This is a genomic window from Gillisia sp. CAL575, from assembly GCF_000403785.1.
Lineage (GTDB): Bacteria > Bacteroidota > Bacteroidia > Flavobacteriales > Flavobacteriaceae > Gillisia.
Genome location: NZ_APHJ01000025.1, coordinates 77,896 through 99,411 on the forward strand (window position 1 = coordinate 77,896; position 21,516 = coordinate 99,411).

General features: G+C 33.4%; 17 protein-coding genes. 8 read left to right on the top strand and 9 right to left on the bottom strand.

Annotation, left to right across the window (positions count from 1 at the left end; translation table 11 throughout):
* Positions 1-89 precede the first annotated feature (89 nt).
* Positions 90-494, bottom strand: coding sequence for a hypothetical protein (locus I130_RS08300; protein ID WP_034921461.1), 405 nt, complete (start codon positions 492-494; stop codon positions 90-92).
* 1 nt (position 495) lies between these two features.
* Positions 496-1,359 carry an SPFH domain-containing protein gene (locus I130_RS08305; protein ID WP_034921464.1) on the bottom strand — a complete coding sequence of 288 codons (864 nt, stop codon included), beginning with the start codon at positions 1,357-1,359 and terminating at the stop codon, positions 496-498.
* Between the two features lie 122 nt (positions 1,360-1,481).
* Here I130_RS08305 and I130_RS08310 point away from each other — a divergent pair, with 122 nt between their 5' ends.
* Positions 1,482-2,264 carry a S1/P1 nuclease gene (locus I130_RS08310; protein ID WP_034921698.1) on the top strand — a complete coding sequence of 261 codons (783 nt, stop codon included), beginning with the start codon at positions 1,482-1,484 and terminating at the stop codon, positions 2,262-2,264.
* 137 nt (positions 2,265-2,401) lie between these two features.
* Here the strand turns inward: I130_RS08310 and I130_RS08315 are convergent, their stop codons facing one another.
* Both I130_RS08315 and I130_RS08320 read right to left on the bottom strand, forming a co-directional pair.
* Positions 2,402-2,998 carry an alpha-ketoglutarate-dependent dioxygenase AlkB family protein gene (locus I130_RS08315; RefSeq protein WP_034921466.1) on the bottom strand — a complete coding sequence of 199 codons (597 nt, stop codon included), beginning with the start codon at positions 2,996-2,998 and terminating at the stop codon, positions 2,402-2,404.
* A 3-nt stretch (positions 2,999-3,001) separates the two neighbouring features.
* The gene (locus tag I130_RS08320; RefSeq protein WP_034921470.1) at positions 3,002-3,355 is read right to left on the bottom strand and encodes a MauE/DoxX family redox-associated membrane protein; all 354 of its coding nucleotides are present in this window, start codon (positions 3,353-3,355) and stop codon (positions 3,002-3,004) included.
* 190 nt (positions 3,356-3,545) lie between these two features.
* On the opposite strand from I130_RS08320, the gene I130_RS08325 reads away from it, so the two are divergent.
* Entirely contained in the window at positions 3,546-5,741 is a 2,196-nt protein-coding gene (locus I130_RS08325; RefSeq protein WP_232224042.1) for a response regulator, read from the top strand.
* A 2-nt stretch (positions 5,742-5,743) separates the two neighbouring features.
* On the opposite strand, the gene I130_RS08330 is transcribed toward I130_RS08325, so the two are convergent.
* Entirely contained in the window at positions 5,744-6,574 is an 831-nt protein-coding gene (locus tag I130_RS08330) for a hypothetical protein (protein ID WP_034921474.1), read from the bottom strand.
* A 116-nt stretch (positions 6,575-6,690) separates the two neighbouring features.
* Complete coding sequence (gene htpG, locus I130_RS08335; RefSeq protein WP_034921476.1) at positions 6,691-8,577, bottom strand: molecular chaperone HtpG; 1,887 nt, start codon at positions 8,575-8,577, stop codon at positions 6,691-6,693.
* Between the two features lie 218 nt (positions 8,578-8,795).
* On the opposite strand from htpG, the gene I130_RS08340 reads away from it, so the two are divergent.
* Together I130_RS08340 and I130_RS08345 are read left to right on the top strand one after the other, a co-directional pair.
* Positions 8,796-9,461, top strand: a complete 666-nt coding sequence (locus I130_RS08340) for a TetR family transcriptional regulator C-terminal domain-containing protein (protein WP_034921479.1) — start codon at positions 8,796-8,798, stop codon at positions 9,459-9,461.
* 95 nt (positions 9,462-9,556) lie between these two features.
* The gene (locus I130_RS08345) at positions 9,557-10,864 is read left to right on the top strand and encodes an ABC1 kinase family protein (protein WP_034921482.1); all 1,308 of its coding nucleotides are present in this window, start codon (positions 9,557-9,559) and stop codon (positions 10,862-10,864) included.
* A gap of 137 nt (positions 10,865-11,001) precedes the next feature.
* Here the strand turns inward: I130_RS08345 and I130_RS08350 are convergent, their stop codons facing one another.
* Positions 11,002-13,458, bottom strand: a complete 2,457-nt coding sequence (locus I130_RS08350; RefSeq protein ID WP_034921484.1) for a prolyl oligopeptidase family serine peptidase — start codon at positions 13,456-13,458, stop codon at positions 11,002-11,004.
* A 139-nt stretch (positions 13,459-13,597) separates the two neighbouring features.
* On the opposite strand from I130_RS08350, the gene I130_RS08355 reads away from it, so the two are divergent.
* Entirely contained in the window at positions 13,598-14,608 is a 1,011-nt protein-coding gene (locus tag I130_RS08355) for a 3-oxoacyl-ACP synthase III family protein (RefSeq protein WP_034921487.1), read from the top strand.
* Positions 14,609-14,693: 85 nt separating this feature from the next.
* On the opposite strand, the gene I130_RS08360 is transcribed toward I130_RS08355, so the two are convergent.
* A complete protein-coding gene (locus I130_RS08360) occupies positions 14,694-17,060 on the bottom strand; it encodes a TonB-dependent receptor domain-containing protein (RefSeq protein WP_034921490.1) in 2,367 nt (788 codons plus the stop codon).
* A gap of 311 nt (positions 17,061-17,371) precedes the next feature.
* Here I130_RS08360 and I130_RS08365 point away from each other — a divergent pair, with 311 nt between their 5' ends.
* Positions 17,372-17,734 carry a CoA-binding protein gene (locus I130_RS08365; protein WP_034921494.1) on the top strand — a complete coding sequence of 121 codons (363 nt, stop codon included), beginning with the start codon at positions 17,372-17,374 and terminating at the stop codon, positions 17,732-17,734.
* Here I130_RS08365 and I130_RS08370 read toward each other — a convergent pair.
* A complete protein-coding gene (locus tag I130_RS08370; RefSeq protein ID WP_034921496.1) occupies positions 17,705-19,150 on the bottom strand; it encodes a sodium:solute symporter in 1,446 nt (481 codons plus the stop codon). The two genes, I130_RS08365 and I130_RS08370, sit on opposite strands and share 30 nt — an antisense overlap.
* Positions 19,151-19,254: 104 nt before the next feature.
* Between I130_RS08370 and recR the strand changes: the two genes are divergently transcribed.
* Positions 19,255-19,872 (top strand): recombination mediator RecR, encoded by a 618-nt coding sequence (gene recR, locus I130_RS08375; protein ID WP_034921499.1) that lies wholly within the window; start codon positions 19,255-19,257, stop codon positions 19,870-19,872.
* 199 nt (positions 19,873-20,071) lie between these two features.
* Positions 20,072-21,391, top strand: a complete 1,320-nt coding sequence (locus I130_RS08380) for a dihydrolipoamide acetyltransferase family protein (protein WP_034921501.1) — start codon at positions 20,072-20,074, stop codon at positions 21,389-21,391.
* Positions 21,392-21,516: the final 125 nt, after the last annotated feature.

A 21,516-nucleotide genomic window follows, 5' to 3' on the forward strand; every position in this document is an offset into this window, starting at 1 on the left:
AGAGGATTTAATGGCTTATTTTTTCAGTATATTTTATTAGAACTTTCTACATCTTGTGGTTTTTGAGTTCCTATTAAAAACTGCTTATTTTACTTGGTTACAATTTGGATGCCATAATTTCCTGAAACATTATAAGCTTTAGCTACTCCCAAACCTCGAACTCCCCATCCGCCATATTCGGTTAATGCTGAATATTTTCTAACATAAACCTTATCTATCTGAGACCATGTATATTTTTTTCTGAAAAAAGGAAAAGGATAAAAATTAGCAGAGATCCCTGTAGAATCTATCTTAGTTCTTAGTGCCAAAATAAAAATGCTAGCAAAAATTAGTGATACCAATAAAACACCTAAAATTGATGATGGGTTAGATTCGATATTACTAAATCCTTCTGTTTCATAATAGACATTTATACATCCTCCTATCAAAAGAATGGCCATGATAGCGATTAACCACCACTGACGAAATTTTTGTTCTTCCTCAAAAACCCGCATATTAATGATTTAAGGTTCCTGCATTAACAATGGGAGAGGCATCTTTATCGCCGCATAGTACGACCATTAGGTTGCTTACCATAGCGGCACGGCGTTCATCATCTAAATGCACGATGTTTTTCTTGCTCAATTCGTTTAAAGCCATTTCTACCATGCTTACCGCACCTTCAACAATCTTATGTCTGGCAGCTACAATGGCCGTTGCTTGTTGACGTTTTAGCATTGCACTTGCAATCTCGTGTGCATAAGCTAAGTAACCAATTCGTGCTTCTAAAACTTCAATTCCGGCAATATCTAGCCGTTCCTCAAGCTCTTTCTCTAAGGCTTCGCTCACTTCATTCACACTAGATCTTAGAGTAATATCTTCTTCTAAACCTTCGTCTGCAAAATTATCATAAGGATACATACTGGCAAGTTTTCTTACTGCCGCATCGGTTTGCACAACTACAAAATTTTCAAAATTATCTACATCAAAAGAAGCTTTAAATGTGTCTTTTACCCTCCACACTAGAATAGTGCTTATCATTATTGGGTTTCCTAACTTGTCATTTACTTTTAATCGTTCGCTGTCAAAATTTCTAGCTCTTAGTGAAATTTTCGTTTTGGTGAAAAAAGGATTCACCCAAAAAAGTCCATTGCTTTTTACAGTTCCTTTATATTTTCCGAAAAGTAATAGTACTCTACACTCATTAGGATTAACTAGTATCAATCCTGGAACAAGACTAAGTGTTATTAGAATTAAAAGGATGAATAATGGCATTTTTATCATGATTAGTCCGCCAACTCCTATAATTAATAAAAGAACAATCATGGAGAGCATAACATAACCATTAGAAGGAGTGGTGGTTTTTTCGTTGGAATTCATAAGAGTATTATTAGAAGTGATATTAAAATGATATCATAAATATATTGTAATAAATTTTATTACGCAAATTAAATATTAACAATAGGATTACTTTAGGTTCTATATATTTGTAAAAAATGATTATGAAAGAATTAATAGTATCGGTCTGTTTTTTATTTAGTATCTCAATTGGCTTTGCCGGAGATAATGATTGGGGACAAACTGGGCACAGAGCTACTGGAGAAATAGCGCAATCTTATCTTAGTAAAAACGCTAAAAAGGAGATTGCAAAAATACTGAATGGCAAAAGTCTTGCTTTTGTTTCTACTTTTGGAGATGAAATTAAAAGCGACTCTGAATATAGAAAGTACGGGCCTTGGCATTATGTAAATTTGCCTGGAGGTGCGACTAAGTATAAGGCTGAAGATGCTAATCCAGATGGAGATCTTTTAATGGGTATTAGAAAGTGTGTACAGGTATTAAAAGACAAAAATTCACTTAAAGAGGAGAAAGAATTTTATTTAAAAATGTTAATTCATTTTATGGGAGATCTTCATCAGCCGCTTCATACTGGTAGGGGAGAAGATAAAGGTGGAAACGATATCCAGGTAAGATGGTTTGGTGATGGATCTAATCTTCACAGAGTTTGGGATAGCGAAATGATTGATTCTTATGATATGAGCTATACTGAAATGGCAAATAATACGAATGTCCTTTCAAAAGCACAAACAGAAAGTATTGCCTCTGGAACTTTTGAAGACTGGATGTATGAATCCAAAAAATTAAGCGAACGAGTATATGCTTCAGCAGAAGTTGGTGAAAAATTAAGCTATAGATATATGTACGATTGGTTTCCTGTTGTTGGAGAACAGCTCCAAAAAGGTGGAATCCGGCTTGCTCGAGTATTAAACGAGATTTTTGATTAGTAAGATCTTTTTGGAATCTTTTATAGTAAGTAAAGAATTAGATCCGGCTGTATTTATTGCGGCCGATCTAATTTTATTTTTAGTAAAAACCGTTAATAGCTTAATTCGACCTCACCAGAATAGTCCAACTTTATTAATTAATATATTGTTCTAAAAGTCAAGTTGATTCGTGGTTCAAAAGATTTCTTTGTTTTAGGTAATTGATGTTTCCAGAATTCTTGAGTAGCACCTTTCATAATTAGTAAACTACCGTGTTCTAATGCTATTGAATGTCTTAACTCTGACTTAATTTTATGTCTAAGCTGAAAATTTCTCACTTCACCCAGACTTAAAGAAGCAATGATGGGATTCTTACCTAATTCTTTTTCGTTATCTGCATGCCAACCCATACTATCATTTCCATTTCTGTAAAGGTTTGCTAGACAGTGTGTGAAAGTATATCCAGTTATATTGGATATTTCCGAATATATCTCACCAAGTTCTTTAGTAAATTTTAATGGATTTAATTTAAGCCCTGAATAGGAGTAAGGTTCAGAATTGAGAGCATATAATGCTGTTAATCTTGGTTGTGGAATTGTTTTACCAAAGATTTTAATAGAGTATTGTTCCCACTGAAGCAAATTTAAAAGTGTTTCGAAATGCGCGTTAGCTAATTCATTACTCAGAAAATTAGGGTAATATTCCAAATTGGCATCTGGAAGAGTGATATAAGTAGGAGTGCAATCCTGTTTCATTTTTTAAAGATAAAAGTATGCCCACCATATTAAAACAAATTGAAGCGGTAATCGGAGAATTAATGCCCAAAATGGTATTCCTGCTGCTGCTTTTTTAGAACTAAGCATATAAAAATGAACCAATAAGAAAATTAATAACATCAATATTATTCCATATATGGCTAGGTTTTTAGTTTCTTTAAATAATAATCCTACACCCAAAAGAACTTCTGCAGCACCACTTAAATAAACCAATAATTTATGTTGAGGTAAATATCTAGGCATAATTCGTAAATAAGCCTTTGGTTTTATGAAATGAAATAAGCCAGCCATGATGTACATTCCAGCCATAAAAAGAAAATGCCAAGGGTAATTCATTAAAGATGAGTTAAGTTAGTTAATGGTTTAATTTAATTAAAATGTTTACCAAAACCACTTAGTTTTAAGTTATTCCTTAATAAATTTTGAAATATTTAATTTTTTTTTGCCTAATTAATTAATATAGAGTAACTTCCCGCCCCTGTTCTGTTTAACTTAACCATTGAAGTCCTTGAAAAAAAGCTGCTTTTTGCTTTTATTGTTTGCGTTTATAGCTGGAAATTTGCTTTCTCAGGAGAAATCCTATGAAAATAAATATCTAGACTCCCTTGATGTTATTTCTACAACATATTTAGAAAGTTATAATTATAAAGAGTCCATAGAACGATCTATGGAATTGTTAGATGCCGCTAATAAAAGAAATAATAATTACTATGCTTTTAGAGCTCATACCTTACTAGGTTATAGTTACAACGATCTTAATGATACTATTCAGGCTTTAAAACATTATGATTATGTATTAGAATACGCGAAAAAATTAGATGATGTTTCTTATCTAATGAAATCCTATAATAATTTAGGTAACATATATTCTGAAAATAAAAAAACTGCCCAAAGAGGGATCGATTATTATCATAAAATAATAGATTTAGCACAAGAGAAAGATATGCCAGAGGAACTCATAGTTCCCACTTTAAATATAGCATGGACTTATTTAGATAATGAAGATTATGATAATGCTTGGGTTTATTTAAGAAAAGGATTGGAATTATTTACTAATCTAGATAATACACTCCATCTATCCCAGTTGAATTTTCTAGCAGGAAGGTATTATATGGGTAAGGGCGAACTAGATAAATCTAAAGAATATTTTGAAAAATCTGCCGCATTAGTAGATCAAGATAGTTTAGTTTTATTTGGTGGAGCAGTATATTACGAATTCTCTAAGCTTTACTTCAATGAAGGTCAGTTTGAAAAAGCTTATGTAGCATTAGAAATATCGAAGGAGTATAATGATAAGATATTTCAGAAAGAAAGATTGCAACAAATTCAATTTGCCAGTGCAAAATTTGATGTAGGAGAGTATCAGCAAGATTTAGAAATTGCAAGGAAGGAACAATTAATAAAAGATGGATTAATAGAGAAGTCTAGAGAGCGGATGTACGGGATGATCATCGCATCTATTATTCTAATTGTCATCATAATTTTAGTTTATCGCATAAATCTTTCCAGAAGGACCTTGATTTTAGAATTAAGTAAAAAGAATGAGGAATTAATAGCAGCTAAGGAAGAAGCGGAACGTCTTACCATGCTTAAAACAAAATTCTTTTCTACCATTAGTCATGAGTTGCGAACTCCGCTCTATGGGGTAATTGGACTTACTTCTATCTTAATGGACGATAAATCCCTTTATAAACATGAGGACGATCTTAAATCCTTAAAATTTTCTGCAGATTATTTACTTGCTTTAATTAATGATGTACTTCAAATGAATAAAATGGAGTCTAATTTACTGGATTTAGAGCCCATGCCTTTCAATTTGAATGAGTTAATGAAAAGTATTGTGAAATCCTTTGAGTTCACAAGGCTTCAAAATAAAAACACCATTCATTTAGAGTTATGCAAAGATGCAAATGCGAATTTAATTGGTGACAAAGTAAGACTTTCACAAGTTTTAATGAATCTCGTTGGTAATGCAATGAAATTTACGGAGCGTGGCGATATTTGGATAAAAACTAAATTAATTGAAAGTTTAGATAAATCTTCTAAAATATATTTTGAAATTAAGGATAGTGGTACTGGAATCTCCAAGCACAATCAAGAATTGATCTTTGAAGAATTTTCTCAATTACAATCCTCTAATTATAATTATCAAGGGACTGGATTAGGATTACCAATTGTTAAAAAACTGTTGGTTCTATTTAATTCTGAAATAAACCTGGAAAGCAAGGAGGGAGAGGGCTCTAAGTTTAGTTTTACAATTGAATTCGAAAATGGAGAATTTTCAAAAGAAGATTTTATACAAAACATTCATAATCACGAGTTGAGTCTTGATTCTATTATATCTTCAGGAGAGAAGCGCATTTTGGTGGTAGATGATAATAGAATAAATCAGGTGGTAACTAAAAGAATTCTAGAACAGCAACAATTTGTAGTGGATATTTGCGATAATGGAATTGATGCCATTGAAAGGGTAAAAAACGATCAATTCGAGCTGGTCCTAATGGATGTGAACATGCCAGGGATCTCAGGCTTGGAAGCTACTAAGAGAATTAGAGAATTCAATAAGCATATTCCTATTATAGCTTTAACAGCAATGGAAATAGATGAAATAAGAGAGGAGATTTTTGAATCTGGCTTAAATGATATTATTGTTAAACCATACGATACGGCCCGATTCTATCAGGTGATCTTCAAAAATCTCCCTTCTTCAATTTTAAACTAATTTTATTTTTCTATAATTTTAGAATCTTCTGGTTTATCGAATAGCTTATCTTCAGCATTAAAAAATACTATATTACTTAAAGTAGCTTCTCCTATTTTTTCTCCAAAACCGTCTTCTATACTCCAATTATGGAAAGACCATTTGGTTGCTACAGGAACTCCATCAACTACTTTATATTCTGAATAAACAATTCCATGCGGATTTTCTTCAGCTTTTGCCTGATCTCCACTTCCAAATGTTACAATATATCCTGCTCCATGCAATAAACCAGTCTCTCTTTCCTGATAAATTACATACCAATCGTCTGGAGCATCTCCTATATTTTCACCAAAACTGAGTCTTCCAACATCGAATTTATTTCCATTCATTTCTACAGATTCCAAAGTTTCCCAATTCGTCCCCGGATCGGTTAGCTTAAATGGAATTGCAAAGAAATATTGCCAGGTGAACATGTCAAATCTTGCACCCTTTGGTTCTGCATCTGCAGGGCATAAATAAACTTCATTCCCATCATAAATTAACTGCGTATTGTTGTTTTTATCTACTCGTACTTTAGTGGAATTTGTAAGACTGGTGATCTTCCCATTCAATCTTTCTTGTCCTCCAAAAGTTAGAGAAATATCGAAAGAAACTGCTTTGTTTTTATTCCAAGCTGTTTTATTATGCGCACTTTCTATTCCTTGTGCAAAGGCAACAGCTGGTGAAACAGCGCCATCTCCAATTCCGCCATCAGGCTCTGTCATTATAACCTCATCGGCAGGAGTTTCTTTTTTTTGTTCGTCTTTGCAGCTTATTAGTAACAGCACAGAAAATAGTAGAATTAAATTTTTCATAGTTTTTTTTTGTTTAGGTCTTTAAATTTACGAAAGCTTTCAGTAATGAAAATAAAAAAACCGTTTAGTCGTAATTAAACAAACTAAACGGTTAGATATTTTTAGTCTAAATATGATTATTTCACCATATCAAAACTTCTCTTGATAAAGGCAGTTAACTCTTCTCCTTTTAAAAGGTTCTGAGATAATCTTGCCAAGTCTAAAGATTGCTTAATTAAACGCTCTTGTTTCTTTTCGGTTTTAGAGTTTAGAATTTCTGAGATTAACTCATGATTGGTATTCACTACCAAATTGTACATTTCTGGCATATTGCCCATTCCAAACATTCCGCCACCACCAGTTTGTTGCATCTCCTTCATTCTTCTCATAAATTCAGGTTGTGTGATAATAAGTGGAGACGCATTGCTATCCATAGCTTCTAACTGAACAGTATATTTTCCTGCTGGAATCACTTTTTCGAAATCTGCTTTTAGCTTTTCATTTTCTTCTTCAGAAAGTTTAGAGATCTTCTCATCCTCTTTCTTAATTAGATTATCAATATTATCTCCATCTACACGTACAAAAGAAACTTTTTCTTTACTTCCTTCAATTTTCTGAATTAAGTGAGAAACAATTGGAGAATCCATCAATAAAACTTGATATCCTTTCTCTTTAGCAGCTTCAATGTAACTGTGTTGTGCATCTGTATTTGAAGCATAAAGAATAATTAGGTTCCCATCCTTATCTGTTTGGGTATCTTTAATTTTCTCCTGAAGCTCTTCAAAAGTGAAATAGCTATTGTCTACAGTTGGATATAATGCAAACTTGTCTGCTTTTTCAAAGAATTTATCTTCAGAAAGCATTCCGTACTCAATAACAATCTTAATATCGTTCCATTTCTTTTCGAAATCTTCACGGTTGTTATTGAACAGAGATTTTAATTTGTCTGCAACTTTTCTAGTTATATAGCTAGAAATTTTCTTTACAGCACCATCTGCCTGAAGATAAGATCGAGAAACATTTAACGGAATGTCTGGAGAATCTATTACCCCACGTAACATGGTTAAAAATTCTGGAACAATCCCCTCAACATTATCTGTAACATATACCTGATTTTGGTATAATTGGATCTTGTCTTTCTGCATGTTCATATCCTGACCCATCTTTGGAAAATATAAGATCCCTGTAAGGTTAAAAGGATAATCTACGTTAAGGTGAATATGAAACAAAGGATCTTCAAATTGCATAGGATATAATTCCCTGTAAAATCCTTTATAATCTTCATCTTCCAAATCTGCTGGCTGCTTTGTCCATGCTGGAGTTGGATTGTTAATGATGTTGTCTACCTCTAAAGTCTCTGGCTTAGCATCTTTTTCTGCATCCTCAGGAAGTGGTAATTCTTCCTCTTTAGTTCCGAATTTAATTGGAACTGGCATAAACTTATTATATTTAACAAGTAACTCACTAATTCTTCCTTCTTCTAGAAACTGGTTGTCCTCTTCATTTATATGAAGAATGATCTCTGTTCCTCTTTCGGTTCTGTCTGATTCTTCTAAACTAAATTCTGTAGTTCCTTCACAAATCCAATGTGCACCTGGCTCATCTTTATAAGACTTAGTAAGGATCTCTACTTTGTTTGCCACCATAAAGGCAGAATAGAAACCAAGACCAAAATGCCCAATAATTCCGCTATCCTTTGCAGAATCCTTATATTTTTCTAGAAATTCTTCAGCTCCAGAAAATGCAACTTCATTTATATACTTTTCAACCTCATCTTTAGTCATCCCAATTCCTTGGTCTATCACATGAAGTGTTTTATTCTCTTTATCTATTTTAACTTCAATCTTCGGGTCACCGTAAGCTACATCTATCTCACCAATACTAGTAAGGTGCTTTAATTTTAAAGTAGCATCTGTACCGTTAGAGATTAATTCTCTTAAAAAGATCTCATGATCACTATATAAAAACTTCTTTATTAATGGGAAGATGTTTTCTACAGATACATTAATTTTTCCTTTAGCCATATATCAAAAATTTTATTGAATTATTACTTTCCTTTCTACAGTCAAAAAAAATACCAAGACGGATGCGCTGACAAACTGACACTTGTAATGTGCATTTCCTATTTACGTCTAATAATTATTGGCACTTTGATGCCAAATAAGATTTAACAAATATTTCTGTTTAACGATTGTTTGTAAAGATTAAACAATTTGTATCTTTGAAAAAGAAAGAAAGAATTATGGCAACTAAAAAGCAACCAGTAGAAAAGAAATTCAGTAAAGATATCTTAATTGGACTTTATATGAATTATGTGTTAGAGCATGAGCATATGCCTAAAAGTGTTTACAAGTTCGCAAAGGATCATAAGATTACAGAAGATCAATTCTATGAATACTTTGGAAGTTTTGAAGGCTTAAGAAAAGGAATTTGGAATCAATTCTTCCTAAATACCATGGAAGTGATGCATAAAAGCCCCGAATTTGATGCTTTTACTCCAAGAGAAAAATTACTCACCTTTTACTATACCTTCTTTGAATTGTTAACTGCCAATAGAAGTTATGTGCTGTTAACTTTAAATGAGAATCCAGATAAATTTAAAAACTTAGACCAATTAAAAGAATTGCGAAAAGATATCAAAGTTTTCGCAAAGGAGTTAATCTCTGAAGGGAATGAAACAAAGAATACTCAGATTCTTAAACAATCTGAAACTGTTTTTTCCGAAGCCACTTGGGTTCAATTTTTATTTATTCTTAAATTTTGGGTAGATGATAATTCTGCAAAATTTGAAAGTACCGATATTGTTATTGAAAAATCTGTGAATACCGTTTTTGATCTTTTTGATAATACTCCATTGGAACGAGTGATAGATCTCGGAAAATTTCTATGGAAAGAAAAAATGAATTAAATAGTTTTTAGAATCACTCGGGTGTGGCACCCTATAAGTGTATTTCCCTACAAGTATTTTTCACACCCGTATGATTTTAATAGCAACAAGATATTATGAAAACAATAGATAGCATCCCAACCGGAAAATTAGGAAGAACCACTAAAATGGTTCAAACTGGTGTTAAAATCGGTGGGAATTACATTAAATATTACAGTAAAAAAGCTTTCGATAAGAATATTACCCGCGATGAATTAAATGAAGATAACGCTACAGACATTTATGATGGATTAAAAAGCTTGAAAGGAAGCGCACTTAAGGTGGCGCAGATGCTTTCTATGGAGAAGAGTTTAATGCCAAGCGCATATGTAGAAAAATTCTCTCTAGCCCAATTTAGTGTTCCACCATTATCTGCTCCCTTAGTTAGAAAAACCTTTAAAAAATATAATGGAAGCTACCCCGAAGAATTATATGATACGTTTGCAACGCAGTCGGTAAATGCAGCTAGCATAGGTCAAGTGCATAAGGCTACAAAGAATGGGAAAAAACTTGCTGTGAAAATCCAATATCCGGGCGTTGCAGATAGTATCAGTTCAGATCTTGCAATGGTAAAGCCAATTGCTTTGAGAATGTTCAACCTTCAAGGGAAAGATTCAGAAAAATATTTTAAAGAAGTAGAAGGGAAGCTGTTAGAAGAAACAGATTATATTTTGGAAGTACAGCAGAGCAAGGAGATTTCTGAAGCATGTGCAAATATTCCAAACCTTAAATTCCCTAAGTATTACGAGGAATTATCTAGTGAGCGTATAATAACAATGGATTGGATGGATGGAATTCATTTAAGTGAGTTTTCAAAAATAAATTCAGATGCCAATCTTGCTAATAAAATAGGTCAGGCTTTATGGGATTTTTATATGTTCCAAATGCATAAATTAAAAGCAATGCATGCAGATCCTCATCCCGGAAACTTTTTAGTAGATAAAGACTATAATCTTATAGCAATAGATTTTGGTTGTGTTAAAAGAATTCCTAAGGATTTTTATACTCCATATTTTCAGCTTTCTGATAGAGCAAATTTAAACAATAAAGAGTTTTTCAATCAGAAATTATATGAACTAGAAATCTTACAAGAAAGTGATTCAAAAAAAGAAATAGATTTCTTTACAGAGATGTTTCACGAAATGTTCAATATGTTCTCTACTCCGTTTCAATCTGAGACTTTTGATTTTACAGATGAGGCTTTTTGGAACAATCTTACAGAATTAAGTGAAAGATATAGTAAAGATCCAGAACTTCGCAAAATGAATGGTTCTAGGGGTAGTCAGCACTTTTTATATATGAGTAGGACCTTCTTTGGACTTTACAATCTGCTTCACGATCTAGAAGCAAAAATAGAAGTGAATAATTATAAATTGATGAGTTAATAATAAATATTGGTTAGGTTGAATAGGAAAGCGTCACTATTGCGAGTGATGCTTTTCTTTTTTGTAAATAATCCATAATTAAAACCCCCGCCTTAATTAAGACGCGGGTTTTATTTGATTTAATTTAGAATTAAAAATTAGTCTACCATTACTTTTTCTTTCTGGCTTATTTCAGTTTTCACTCTGTTCTTTACATACTTTTCTAACCATTGATCTTGTTCCCAAAGTACATGTAATACAGATTCTTTTGCGCTATACCCATGGCTTTCTTTAGGTAGGATTACCAATCTTGCAGTTGCTCCAAGTCCTTTTAAAGCATTAAAATAACGCTCACTTTGCATGGGATAGGTTCCAGAGTTATTATCTGCTTCCCCATGAATTAGTAATAATGGAGTTTTCATTTTATCTGCATGCATAAAAGGAGACATGTTGTTATAAACTTCTGGGGCTTCCCAGTAGCTACGCTCTTCACTTTGAAATCCAAAAGGTGTTAAAGTTCTATTGTAAGCACCACTTCTAGCAATTCCTGCTGCAAAAAGATTTGAATGAGATAATAAGTTTGCAGTCATAAAAGCTCCATAACTATGACCACCAACGGCAACTCTATTTCTGTCTATATAACCCATCTCGTCTACAGCATCTATTGCCGCTTTTCCATTAGCAACTAATTGTTTTCTAAAGCTATCATTAGGCTGCTCATCTCCCTCTCCAATAATAGGAAATGAAGCATCATCTAAAACAACGTAACCGCGATTCACCCAGTAAATTGGTGATCCATAATAGGGATAAGTGAAATCATTTGCATTAGAAGTGTTTTGTGAAGCCGAATTTTTATCCTTGAATTCTCTTGGATAAGCCCATAGGATCATAGGTAATTTCTCTTTGGAATCTTGATTATAATTAGCAGGTAAATATAAAGTTCCGTTTAATTCTAATCCGTCATCTCTTTTGTAGGTGATCACTTCTTTATGAACGTCTTCCAAGCTTTTAAAAGGGTTCTCAAAATTTGTTATTTGAGTGGTCGCATCTTTTTTGTTGATGTCTCTTAAATAATAATTAGGATATTCTGTAGAAGACTCAATTCTTACTAAAATTTCGCCCTTGTTAATATCTATGGCTTCTACTAAGGTTTCCTTTTTCTCGTTGTAATTGGAACGATACATATTACTAGTTTCTGCACTATTAAGATCTATCTTATCTACAAAAGGGAATTGACCTTTTTCAGTAAAACCTCTTCCCATTAAGAAAGCGTGATTTTCCTTTAGTGCCAGTATATTTGTTCCAAATTGATTCTTCTGAGTAACAAAACTCCCTGGATCGCTATACTGATCTTGATAGTTTCTATTGAAAATTACTTTTGGAGCTTTTTTATTATTAGAAGGATCAAAAACATAAGTTCTTGTATTCCTGTTATTCCACCAGTAATCATAGGCGATTGCTGTATTCTTATTTCCCCACGTGATACCGGAAAATCTATCTTTTGTTTTTAAAATGGAATTTCCTTCTCCAATAAAAGGTGCGTCTAGTAAAAACACCTCATCTCGATATTCAACCTCTACTTCAGGATCTCCACCATCTAATACTTTTGCATAAACTAAAGTTGCTGGCGCATCACTTCTCCAGCTTAAATCTCTTCTTCCTTCTCTCTCTGCCATAAATCCAATAGGCAACACTTCAGAAAGAGCAACATCATTCACTTTACTTATTTCTTTACCAGTTTTATCATAGATCACTGTTTCAAAAGGAAACCTATAGTAAGGAACTATATAGGAAAATGGTTTTTTAATAGCAGAAACCATCACATAATTTCCATCTGGAGAAAAGGAGATCTCATTATACATTTTAGAATCCATCCACGGTGTAGCGCTTCCGTTTAGATCTACCTTTACAAGAGCCGCCTTTGCTAATTGTTCAAAATTAAATTCATCATTTGGAGTTTGTAGTAAATCTTGATAGGTCCTATTTTGTGCTTTTTGACCGTCACTCGTAGAAATTGTAGGTCCGGTTGGAACCGCTGTATTGGTGTTAACTAACTCCTTTCTATTTTCAGGAAGCATTTTAACCAGCACGGCAGAACCATCCTTAAACCAATTAATGACATCTCTCATGTTCGCATTCAAGGTCGCATCGGTTAATTTTTTAGCTGAAGCTGCTGTAATATCCAACACCCATAATTCTACACCAGTTTCTGTGGTATGGGTCATGGCAATTTTTGACTCGTCTGGAGACCAAGAGAAATTTGCTAAACGTGGATTTTCTGGTAATCCTGCGATAGATTTTGGCGCATCAGATTTTAAAGATTTTACCTCTACATTATTATAATAGGTTGTTCTACTATTAATATTGGTTTTAGGATTAATCCTTAATCCCCCTAATCTTAATTCCTGTTCACTTAATTCTGCAATAGATTTATATTGATCTCTATATAAAAACACCATCATTTCTCCTTTACTGTCTACTAGAGTAGCTGGAGCTAAGGGAACATCAACAAGATCCATGATCTCCTGAGGTGGTTTCTGATAAGTTAAATTTTCCTGAGCTTGAAGATTCGCGAATAAAAAACTCGCTAAAAAGCATAATAGAATTTTTTTCATAGATTAATTTTTAAATATTTAAGATACCACCGCTAATAACCGGGTTTAAAAAAATTAATGTTTCTTATATTGCGGGGCAAAAATTTATTAATTGCTTAAATTTAGTAAGAATAAATATTAATACCATAATTATACACGTATGTATCAATCAAAAATAGCCGGATTGGGAAGTTATGTTCCTGAAAATGTGGTAACCAATGACGATCTTTCCAAATTGATGGATACCAACGATGCTTGGATCCAAGAGAGAACTGGGATCGAGGAACGCAGACATATCAAAAAAGGAGACGGAAATTCTACCGCGATCATGGGCGTAAAGGCGGCTAAAATTGCTTTAGAACGTGCAAAGATCTCGAAAGATGATATAGAACTAATAGTTTTTGCAACTTTAAGTCCAGATTACTATTTCCCTGGGTGTGGAGTGCAAGTACAAGAAATGTTAGATATTCATACCTGCCCTGCTATAGATGTACGTAACCAATGTAGCGGATTTATTTATGCGCTTTCTGTCGCAGATCAATTTATAAAGACAGGGATGTACAAAAATGTGCTGGTTATAGGTAGTGAAAATCATAGTGGAGGTTTAGATTTTACAACCCGTGGAAGATCTGTTTCAGTAATTTTTGGGGATGGAGCTGGCGCAGCTGTTTTAACTAGAAGCAACCATATTGGGCAAGGAATTCTTTCTACTCATTTACATTCAGAAGGAAAAAATGCGATGGAACTTTCTCTAAAAGGACCAAGTACAATGCATTGGGTGCCAGAGATAATTGCTGAAAATCCTCAGGGAGATGATATTCCTTATTACCCTTATATGAATGGGCAATTTGTGTTTAAAAATGCTATCACGCGTTTTTCTGAAGTGATTCATGAGGGCCTTGAAGCTAACGGATTGGAAGTGAAAGATATAGACATGCTTATCCCACATCAGGCAAATTTAAGGATCTCTCAATTTATTCAGAAGAAATTAAAACTTAGTGACGATCAGGTGTTCAACAATATTCAGAAATACGGGAATACAACCGCAGCATCTATTCCTATTGCTCTTACTGAAGCTTGGGAGCAAGGTAAAATAAAAGACGGAGACGTTGTTGTATTAGCTGCTTTTGGAAGTGGCTTTACCTGGGGGAGTGCTATTATAGAGTGGTAATTTATAAAGGTTTAAAATCAAGAACGCCCGTATAGTCTATCTATACGGGCGTTCTTTTTGACTAACTAACTAATTAAATGATTATCTAAAATAATCCACCTCCATCTTTTTCATTATCATCTCGATTTTTACGTCTTAATGCTTTGTTTTTTCCTCCACCAAACCTATATGAAAATCCTACAAATACAGTTTGACTTTCTGGATTAAGTGTTCCTTCTTGTTTATAAGGTTCGTCTGTAGTAAATTTTAATTTCTGAGTATTAAAAATATCTGTAAAATTTAAGCTAAGTGTCGCCTTATCATCCAAGAAACTATATCGTGCACCCGTATTTACAAAATAAAAGGCTTCAGCCTCAAATTGTAAATCTTGGCCTGGTGCTCTATAATATCCAAACAATTGGAAGGTTAAATTCTCTGAAGCTTTAAAGCTGTTATTTATTCTGAAGTTAAAGCTTGTATTTTCGTATTCTACAAATTTTTCTCCAATAAAACCACGGTTATTCTGATTGTAAATTTCAAAACTAGAATTAATACTCCACCATTTATTAGGTTTATAGCTTCCGGAAAGTTCCAATCCAAAAGCTGTATTGTCATCTCCATTAATATACGTTAAAAGTAATTTTGCGGGATCTTCAGGATCTATTGAAAATGTCTGATTGATCTCATTTTGAATAAATCTATAAAACACTCCTCCTGTGAAATTCCCTTTGTCTAAGTTTTGAGTATAGTTAAATTCTATTGAACTGGTAAATTGTAGGTCTAATTCTGGATTTCCAACTCCGGTAATTCTTGGAGTACTAAATTCTCTTACAGGGTTTACCTGACTTAAACTAGGTCTATCTACACGTCTTCCGTAATTTAACTGAAGGGTTTTCTTATCGGATAAAGTATAAGTTGCATAAGCTGTAGGATATACAGTTAAATAATCATCTTCGAAGATCTTTACGCCATCTAAAACAGCTTCCACATTATATTGTTCTAACCTTGCTCCTAATTGATAAGACCATTTTTCGAAGGTTTGTCCATAAGTAGTATAGAAAGAGTAAATATTGTTATCGTAGTTATAATTGGCATTATTTAAATTAGAGTTGGTTGTTTTATAAGTGTTATCAGTTTCTCGCATTCTGGCTTCTGCACCTAACTCTAGCTTAGAATTCTCGCTTAAAGGATTCACGTAATCTAAATTAATAGTGGTGTTTGAGTTATCATTTGCTACATTATCTCTATATGAGGTGAAGTTATTACCAACACCTTCAAATTCAAAAATCGCAATTTCTGTATTCTCACCTTCATTATAGTTCAATTCTAATTCTATGTTGTGGCCATCTTTTTTAAATTCTCTTTTATAATCAAAATTATAAGTGCTGGAAAGTCCCTCGTTATCCAAGAAAAAATTCTGAGTTAGATTAGAGCTTAGATCATTAAAGTTGGAAATTTTAATAATTCCTATTGGCTCTCCTAGAGATTTATTCTGATTGGTATAGAAAGAAAATGTGTTCTTATCATTCAAATAAAAATCCACTCCTACTTTATATAGATATGAGTTGTTATCATTCTGAACAAAGATGTTATCCTGAGAATTGGACTCCTCTCTGAAGATCCTCCCGTTAAAATCTTTCTTACCGAAGTTTCCACCAATATTTGTATAGAAATTGAATTTTCCTGTTCGGTAATTCATATCTAAAGACCCATTAGCTCTGGTGTGTTTCCCGAATGTTACACCAGTACTTACATTCGCATTAAAACCTAAGTTTGAATTTTTATGTAAAATTATATTGATAATTCCGCTCATTCCTTCAGGATTGTATTTAGCTGAAGGATTTGTAATTAATTCTACACTTTTAATAGAAGTACTAGGGATTTGCTTTAATAATTGAGCTGCCGGTACATTTGTGGGTTTTCCATCTACAAGGATCCTAACATTATCGTTCCCGCGCATTGCTATATTTCCATCCTGATCTACTGTTAGAGTAGGCAGGTTTCCCATAATGTCTGCAGCGGAAGCACCACTAGTAGTAAGGTCTTTTCCTATATTAATTACTTTTCTGTCAATTTTTTGTTCTATAGTAGAACGTTCAGCAATGATTGTTACATCTTCCAGACTGGCGATATCTGCCTCTAAAGAAATAGATCCAATGTTAACCAATTTGTTTCCAGAACTTATTTCAATAGATTTAGAATAGGTTTTATATCCTATAAATTGTATTTGCAAAGTATAAGAGCCTTCTGGAATATCTTTTATTATAAAACTTCCATCGTCCTGAGAACTATTTCCAGAAACTAATTTTCCTTCAGCATTATTAATTAATACTGTGGCATATGGAATGGGATATCCAAGATTCTTGTCTACGACCATTCCTGAAATTTGCCCTAATACACTTCCTTTGGATGCTTGAAAAGCATTTGCTTGTAGAAGGCTGAACAAGCTTAAAATTAATATTAACTGTTTCATTTTTGATTGATGTTGATGATTGATGAAATATTTGATTATGATTAATTATACAAGGTAGCTTGCAATGCATAATAAATCGAACTAAAAAAAAGCCTTCCGGCGATTCTCTATACTTAGTAGACGATCCTTTTTATAATTTGTTACATAATTCTTTGAAATAAACCCATCTCCCCTGCGGAAATGGGTTTAAAAAAGTAAATATGTAAAGTACACTACCATCTAAGTGTCAAATTTACACATATGCTTATATTCAAAAGACTAGCTAAATTTTAATTTGTTACAGTGCAGGTTAAATATTAACTTTGATATCTATGAAAAAGAAAACTCTAGTCCTTGGGGCTTCTCTAAATCCAGCTCGTTATTCTAATCTTGCTATAGAACGATTAGTTAGAAAAAATGTTGAGACTGTAGCAATTGGTTTAAGAGAAGGAACTGTAAATAGTGTTCCCATTAATTCTGAAATGATAGATTTTGAAGATATAGATACGATCACTCTCTATCTAAATGCCAAAAGACAGGAAGCCTATTATGATTACATTATAGATCTAAATCCAAAAAGGGTGATTTTTAATCCGGGCACGGAAAATCCTGTGTTGTATGAGCTATTGAGAAAAAACAAAATTGATTTTCAGAATGCTTGCACCTTAGTTATGCTTTCTACGAATCAATACTAATCCTAAAAAGGTTATAGCACCATTTAGAATAAGCACAAAAAATCCAAATTCAAATCCAAACCACGCTTCACTGTTTATGCTTATTAAGTAGCAAACAATTGGGGATAATATTGCGATTACAGGCACTAATTTATCTTTAACCAACCATTTCGTAAAAAGTCCAAAACTATAGAGCCCAAGTAATGGCCCATAGGTATATCCTGCAAATACAAAGAGTTTGGCTATTACGCTTTCATCTTTTATAATATATTTAAAACTTACTATTACAAGTATTAATACAACGGAAACTGCAACATGAATTCGCTTTCTTACAATTTCTTGTTTGGCAACAGCATATCTTTTTTCAATATCTAATATATCGATACTAAAAGAGGTGGTAAGTGAAGTAAGTGCGCTATCTGCACTACTATATGCAGCAGCTATCAATCCTAAAATAAAGAAAGTAGCAATTCCAATACCCAATCCGCTTTGTGTAGCAATCACTGGGAAAAGATTATCTTTAAAAGCATCTATTCCATTTAACCTGGCATATTCTGTAAGTAACAAACCTAGTGCTACAAACAGTAAATTAACGAATGTGAGTACTATGGTAAACCAGAACATATTCTTTTGGGCATCTTTAAGATTTCTGCAGGTAAGATTTTTCTGCATCATATCTTGATCTAAACCTGTCATCACAATCGCTATAAAAGCTCCGGATATAAATTGTTTCCAGAAATAGTCAGCGCTTTTAATATCATCGAAAAAGAACATTTTAGAAAAATCACTATCTGCAATATGTCCTATTAAATTGCTTCCTTGAATACCTAAGCTGTCAGAAACGTAATAGATACTTACTCCCACAGCAATTAGCATACATAGCGTTTGTAATGTATCTGTATAAACAATGGTTTTTATTCCGGATTTAAAAGTGTACAGCCAAATTAAGGCAATGGTCATAACAACTGTGGCCCAAAAGGGAATTCCTAAGCCGTCAAAAAGAATTATTTGTAAAACATTAGCAACTAGAAAAAGCCTGAAACTTGCACCTACCACTCTGGATAAAAGAAAGAAAGACGCTCCTGTTTTATAAGAGTATCTCCCAAACCTGCTTTCTAAATAAGTATAAATGGAGGTCAGGTTCATTTTATAATAAAGAGGGAGTAATACCAATCCAATAACCGCGTATCCTACAATATACCCCAACACCACTTGCATATAACTAAACTGGCTGGCCTCTACCCATCCTGGTACTGAGATAAAAGTCACACCACTAAGAGAAGCGCCTATCATTCCAAAAGCTACTACATACCAAGGAGATTGTCTGTTTGCCTTGAAAAAAGCATCATTATTAGAATTTTTACCGGTAAAGTAGGAGATTATTAATAGTGCTCCAAAATAGGATGCTATTAACAGTAGGATATAAGCTGGTTGCATAGAATTTCAATTTCGGGGTCAAATTACAAATTTATGCATAAGTTCTTGTTTAGTATGAGCTACTATAATTTAATAGTATCCTATAAAATATGTAATTTTGGGCTATGGATTTTTCTTCTAAATTATTGGAACAAGCGGTGGCAGAAATGTCACAATTACCTGGTATTGGCAAACGTACGGCATTAAGACTCGTGCTTCATTTACTAAAACAACCAGCAAGTCAAACCCAGCAATTAGCCGAGGCTTTAGTGGATTTAAAATCGAATATAAAATTATGTAAGAATTGTCATAATATAAGTGATACCGAAATTTGTGAAATCTGTGCTAATCCTAATAGAATAAGAGAATTGGTATGTGTTGTAGAAGATATTCGGGATGTAATGGCCATAGAAAATACAGGTCAATATCGTGGATTGTATCATGTGTTAGGAGGGAAGATAAGTCCTATGGATGGAATTGGACCATCGCAGTTAACCATAAAATCTTTAATAGATAAAGTAAAAGAAGGCGAGGTTCAAGAAATCATATTTGCTCTTAGTAGTACTTTAGAAGGAGATACTACCAACTTTTATATTTTTAGGCAACTAGAAGGTATAGACATCAAAACTTCTACTATTGCAAGAGGAATTTCGGTAGGTGACGAGTTAGAGTATGCAGATGAGGTTACATTAGGAAGAAGTATAACCAATAGAATTCCATTTGAGAGTTCTTTAAAAAGCTAAAGACCTTTAAATTTACTTTAATTTATTATAAAGCCTTTAATATAAAGGATCATAATCGTATTTTACCATCATTGGATTGGGTTATTTTTAGGTTAAATTCTCCTATAGAAATAATTTTATTACATATTTAATACTTCTGAAGTGTTAAATTGAGTAATTTCGCAATCAGAATTATAAAAAACATCGTTGAGATAATAATATGGCAAAGTTTGAACTTAAGTTACCCAAAATGGGGGAGAGTGTCGCAGAAGCAACAATTACTAGCTGGTTAAAAGAAGTTGGAGATACTATTGAAGCAGATGAAGCAGTACTGGAAATAGCAACAGATAAAGTTGATAGTGAAGTTCCAAGTGAGGTAGATGGTGTGCTTATTGAAAAACTTTTTGAGCCAGATGATGTAGTGCAAGTAGGACAAACTATCGCTATTATTGAAATAGCAGGTGGGGATGATTCTAAAGCACAACCTACGGAAACTAAAAAACCGGAAGGAGCACTAGTTGAAGAAGCAGAAGAAATGCTAACTTCTGCTAAGAGCACTTCAGATAGTTCAAACACTTCTTCATCAGATTTCTCTGACTCTACTAAATTCTATTCTCCTTTAGTGAAAAATATCGCTAAAAAAGAAGAAGTAAGTCTTCAGGAATTAGAAACTTTGGAGGGAACAGGAAAAGATGGACGAGTTACCAAAAATGATATTTTAGGATATTTAGAAAATAGAAGTTCTCAACCTAAATCTACAGCGAGTAAAACTGCACCTGCGCAATCTGCTCCGGCTGAGAAAAAACCTGCTGCTCCAGTAAGTGTAAATGGCGGAGATGAGATCATTGAGATGAGTAGAATGGGTAAAATGATCGCTCACCATATGGTAGAGAGTGTTCAAACCTCTGCGCATGTTCAATCTTTTATTGAAGTAGATGTCACCAATATTTGGAATTGGAGAAGCAAAAACAAGACAGCTTTCGAAAAGAGAGAAGGAGAGAAATTAACTTTCACTCCAATCTTTATGGAAGCAGTTGCGAAGGCTATCAAAGATTTCCCAATGATTAATATCGCTTTAGACGGAGATAAGATCATTAAGAGAAAGAATATAAACCTTGGAATGGCTGCGGCACTTGGTAATGGCGATTTAATTGTGCCGGTTATAAAAAATGCTGATAGACTAAATCTTGTGGGAATGGCGAAAGCTGTGAATGATCTTGCAAATAGAGCCAGAGAGAATAAGCTAAAACCAGATGATATCCAGGGAGGAACATACACCGTAACTAACGTGGGGACATTTGGAAGTATCATGGGAACTCCAATTATCAATCAGCCGCAAGTTGCTATTTTAGCACTTGGAGCTATTAGAAAAGTGCCAGCGGTGATTGAGACTCCAGATGGAGATTTTATTGGAATTAGATATAAAATGTTCTTATCGCATAGTTACGACCATCGTGTTGTAAACGGTGCATTAGGAGGACAGTTTGTGCAGCGTGTTGCACAGTATCTGGAAGCTTTTGATAAGAACAGAGAAGTTTAAATCTTTTCTCGGGAGTATATTCCGAGGTTCTTAATTCTAGACATGAATAAAATTTTAAGCCACAATGCTTCATTAAACATGTAGTATTCGTGGCTTTTAACTTTACTTAAAAATTAGATAAAAAT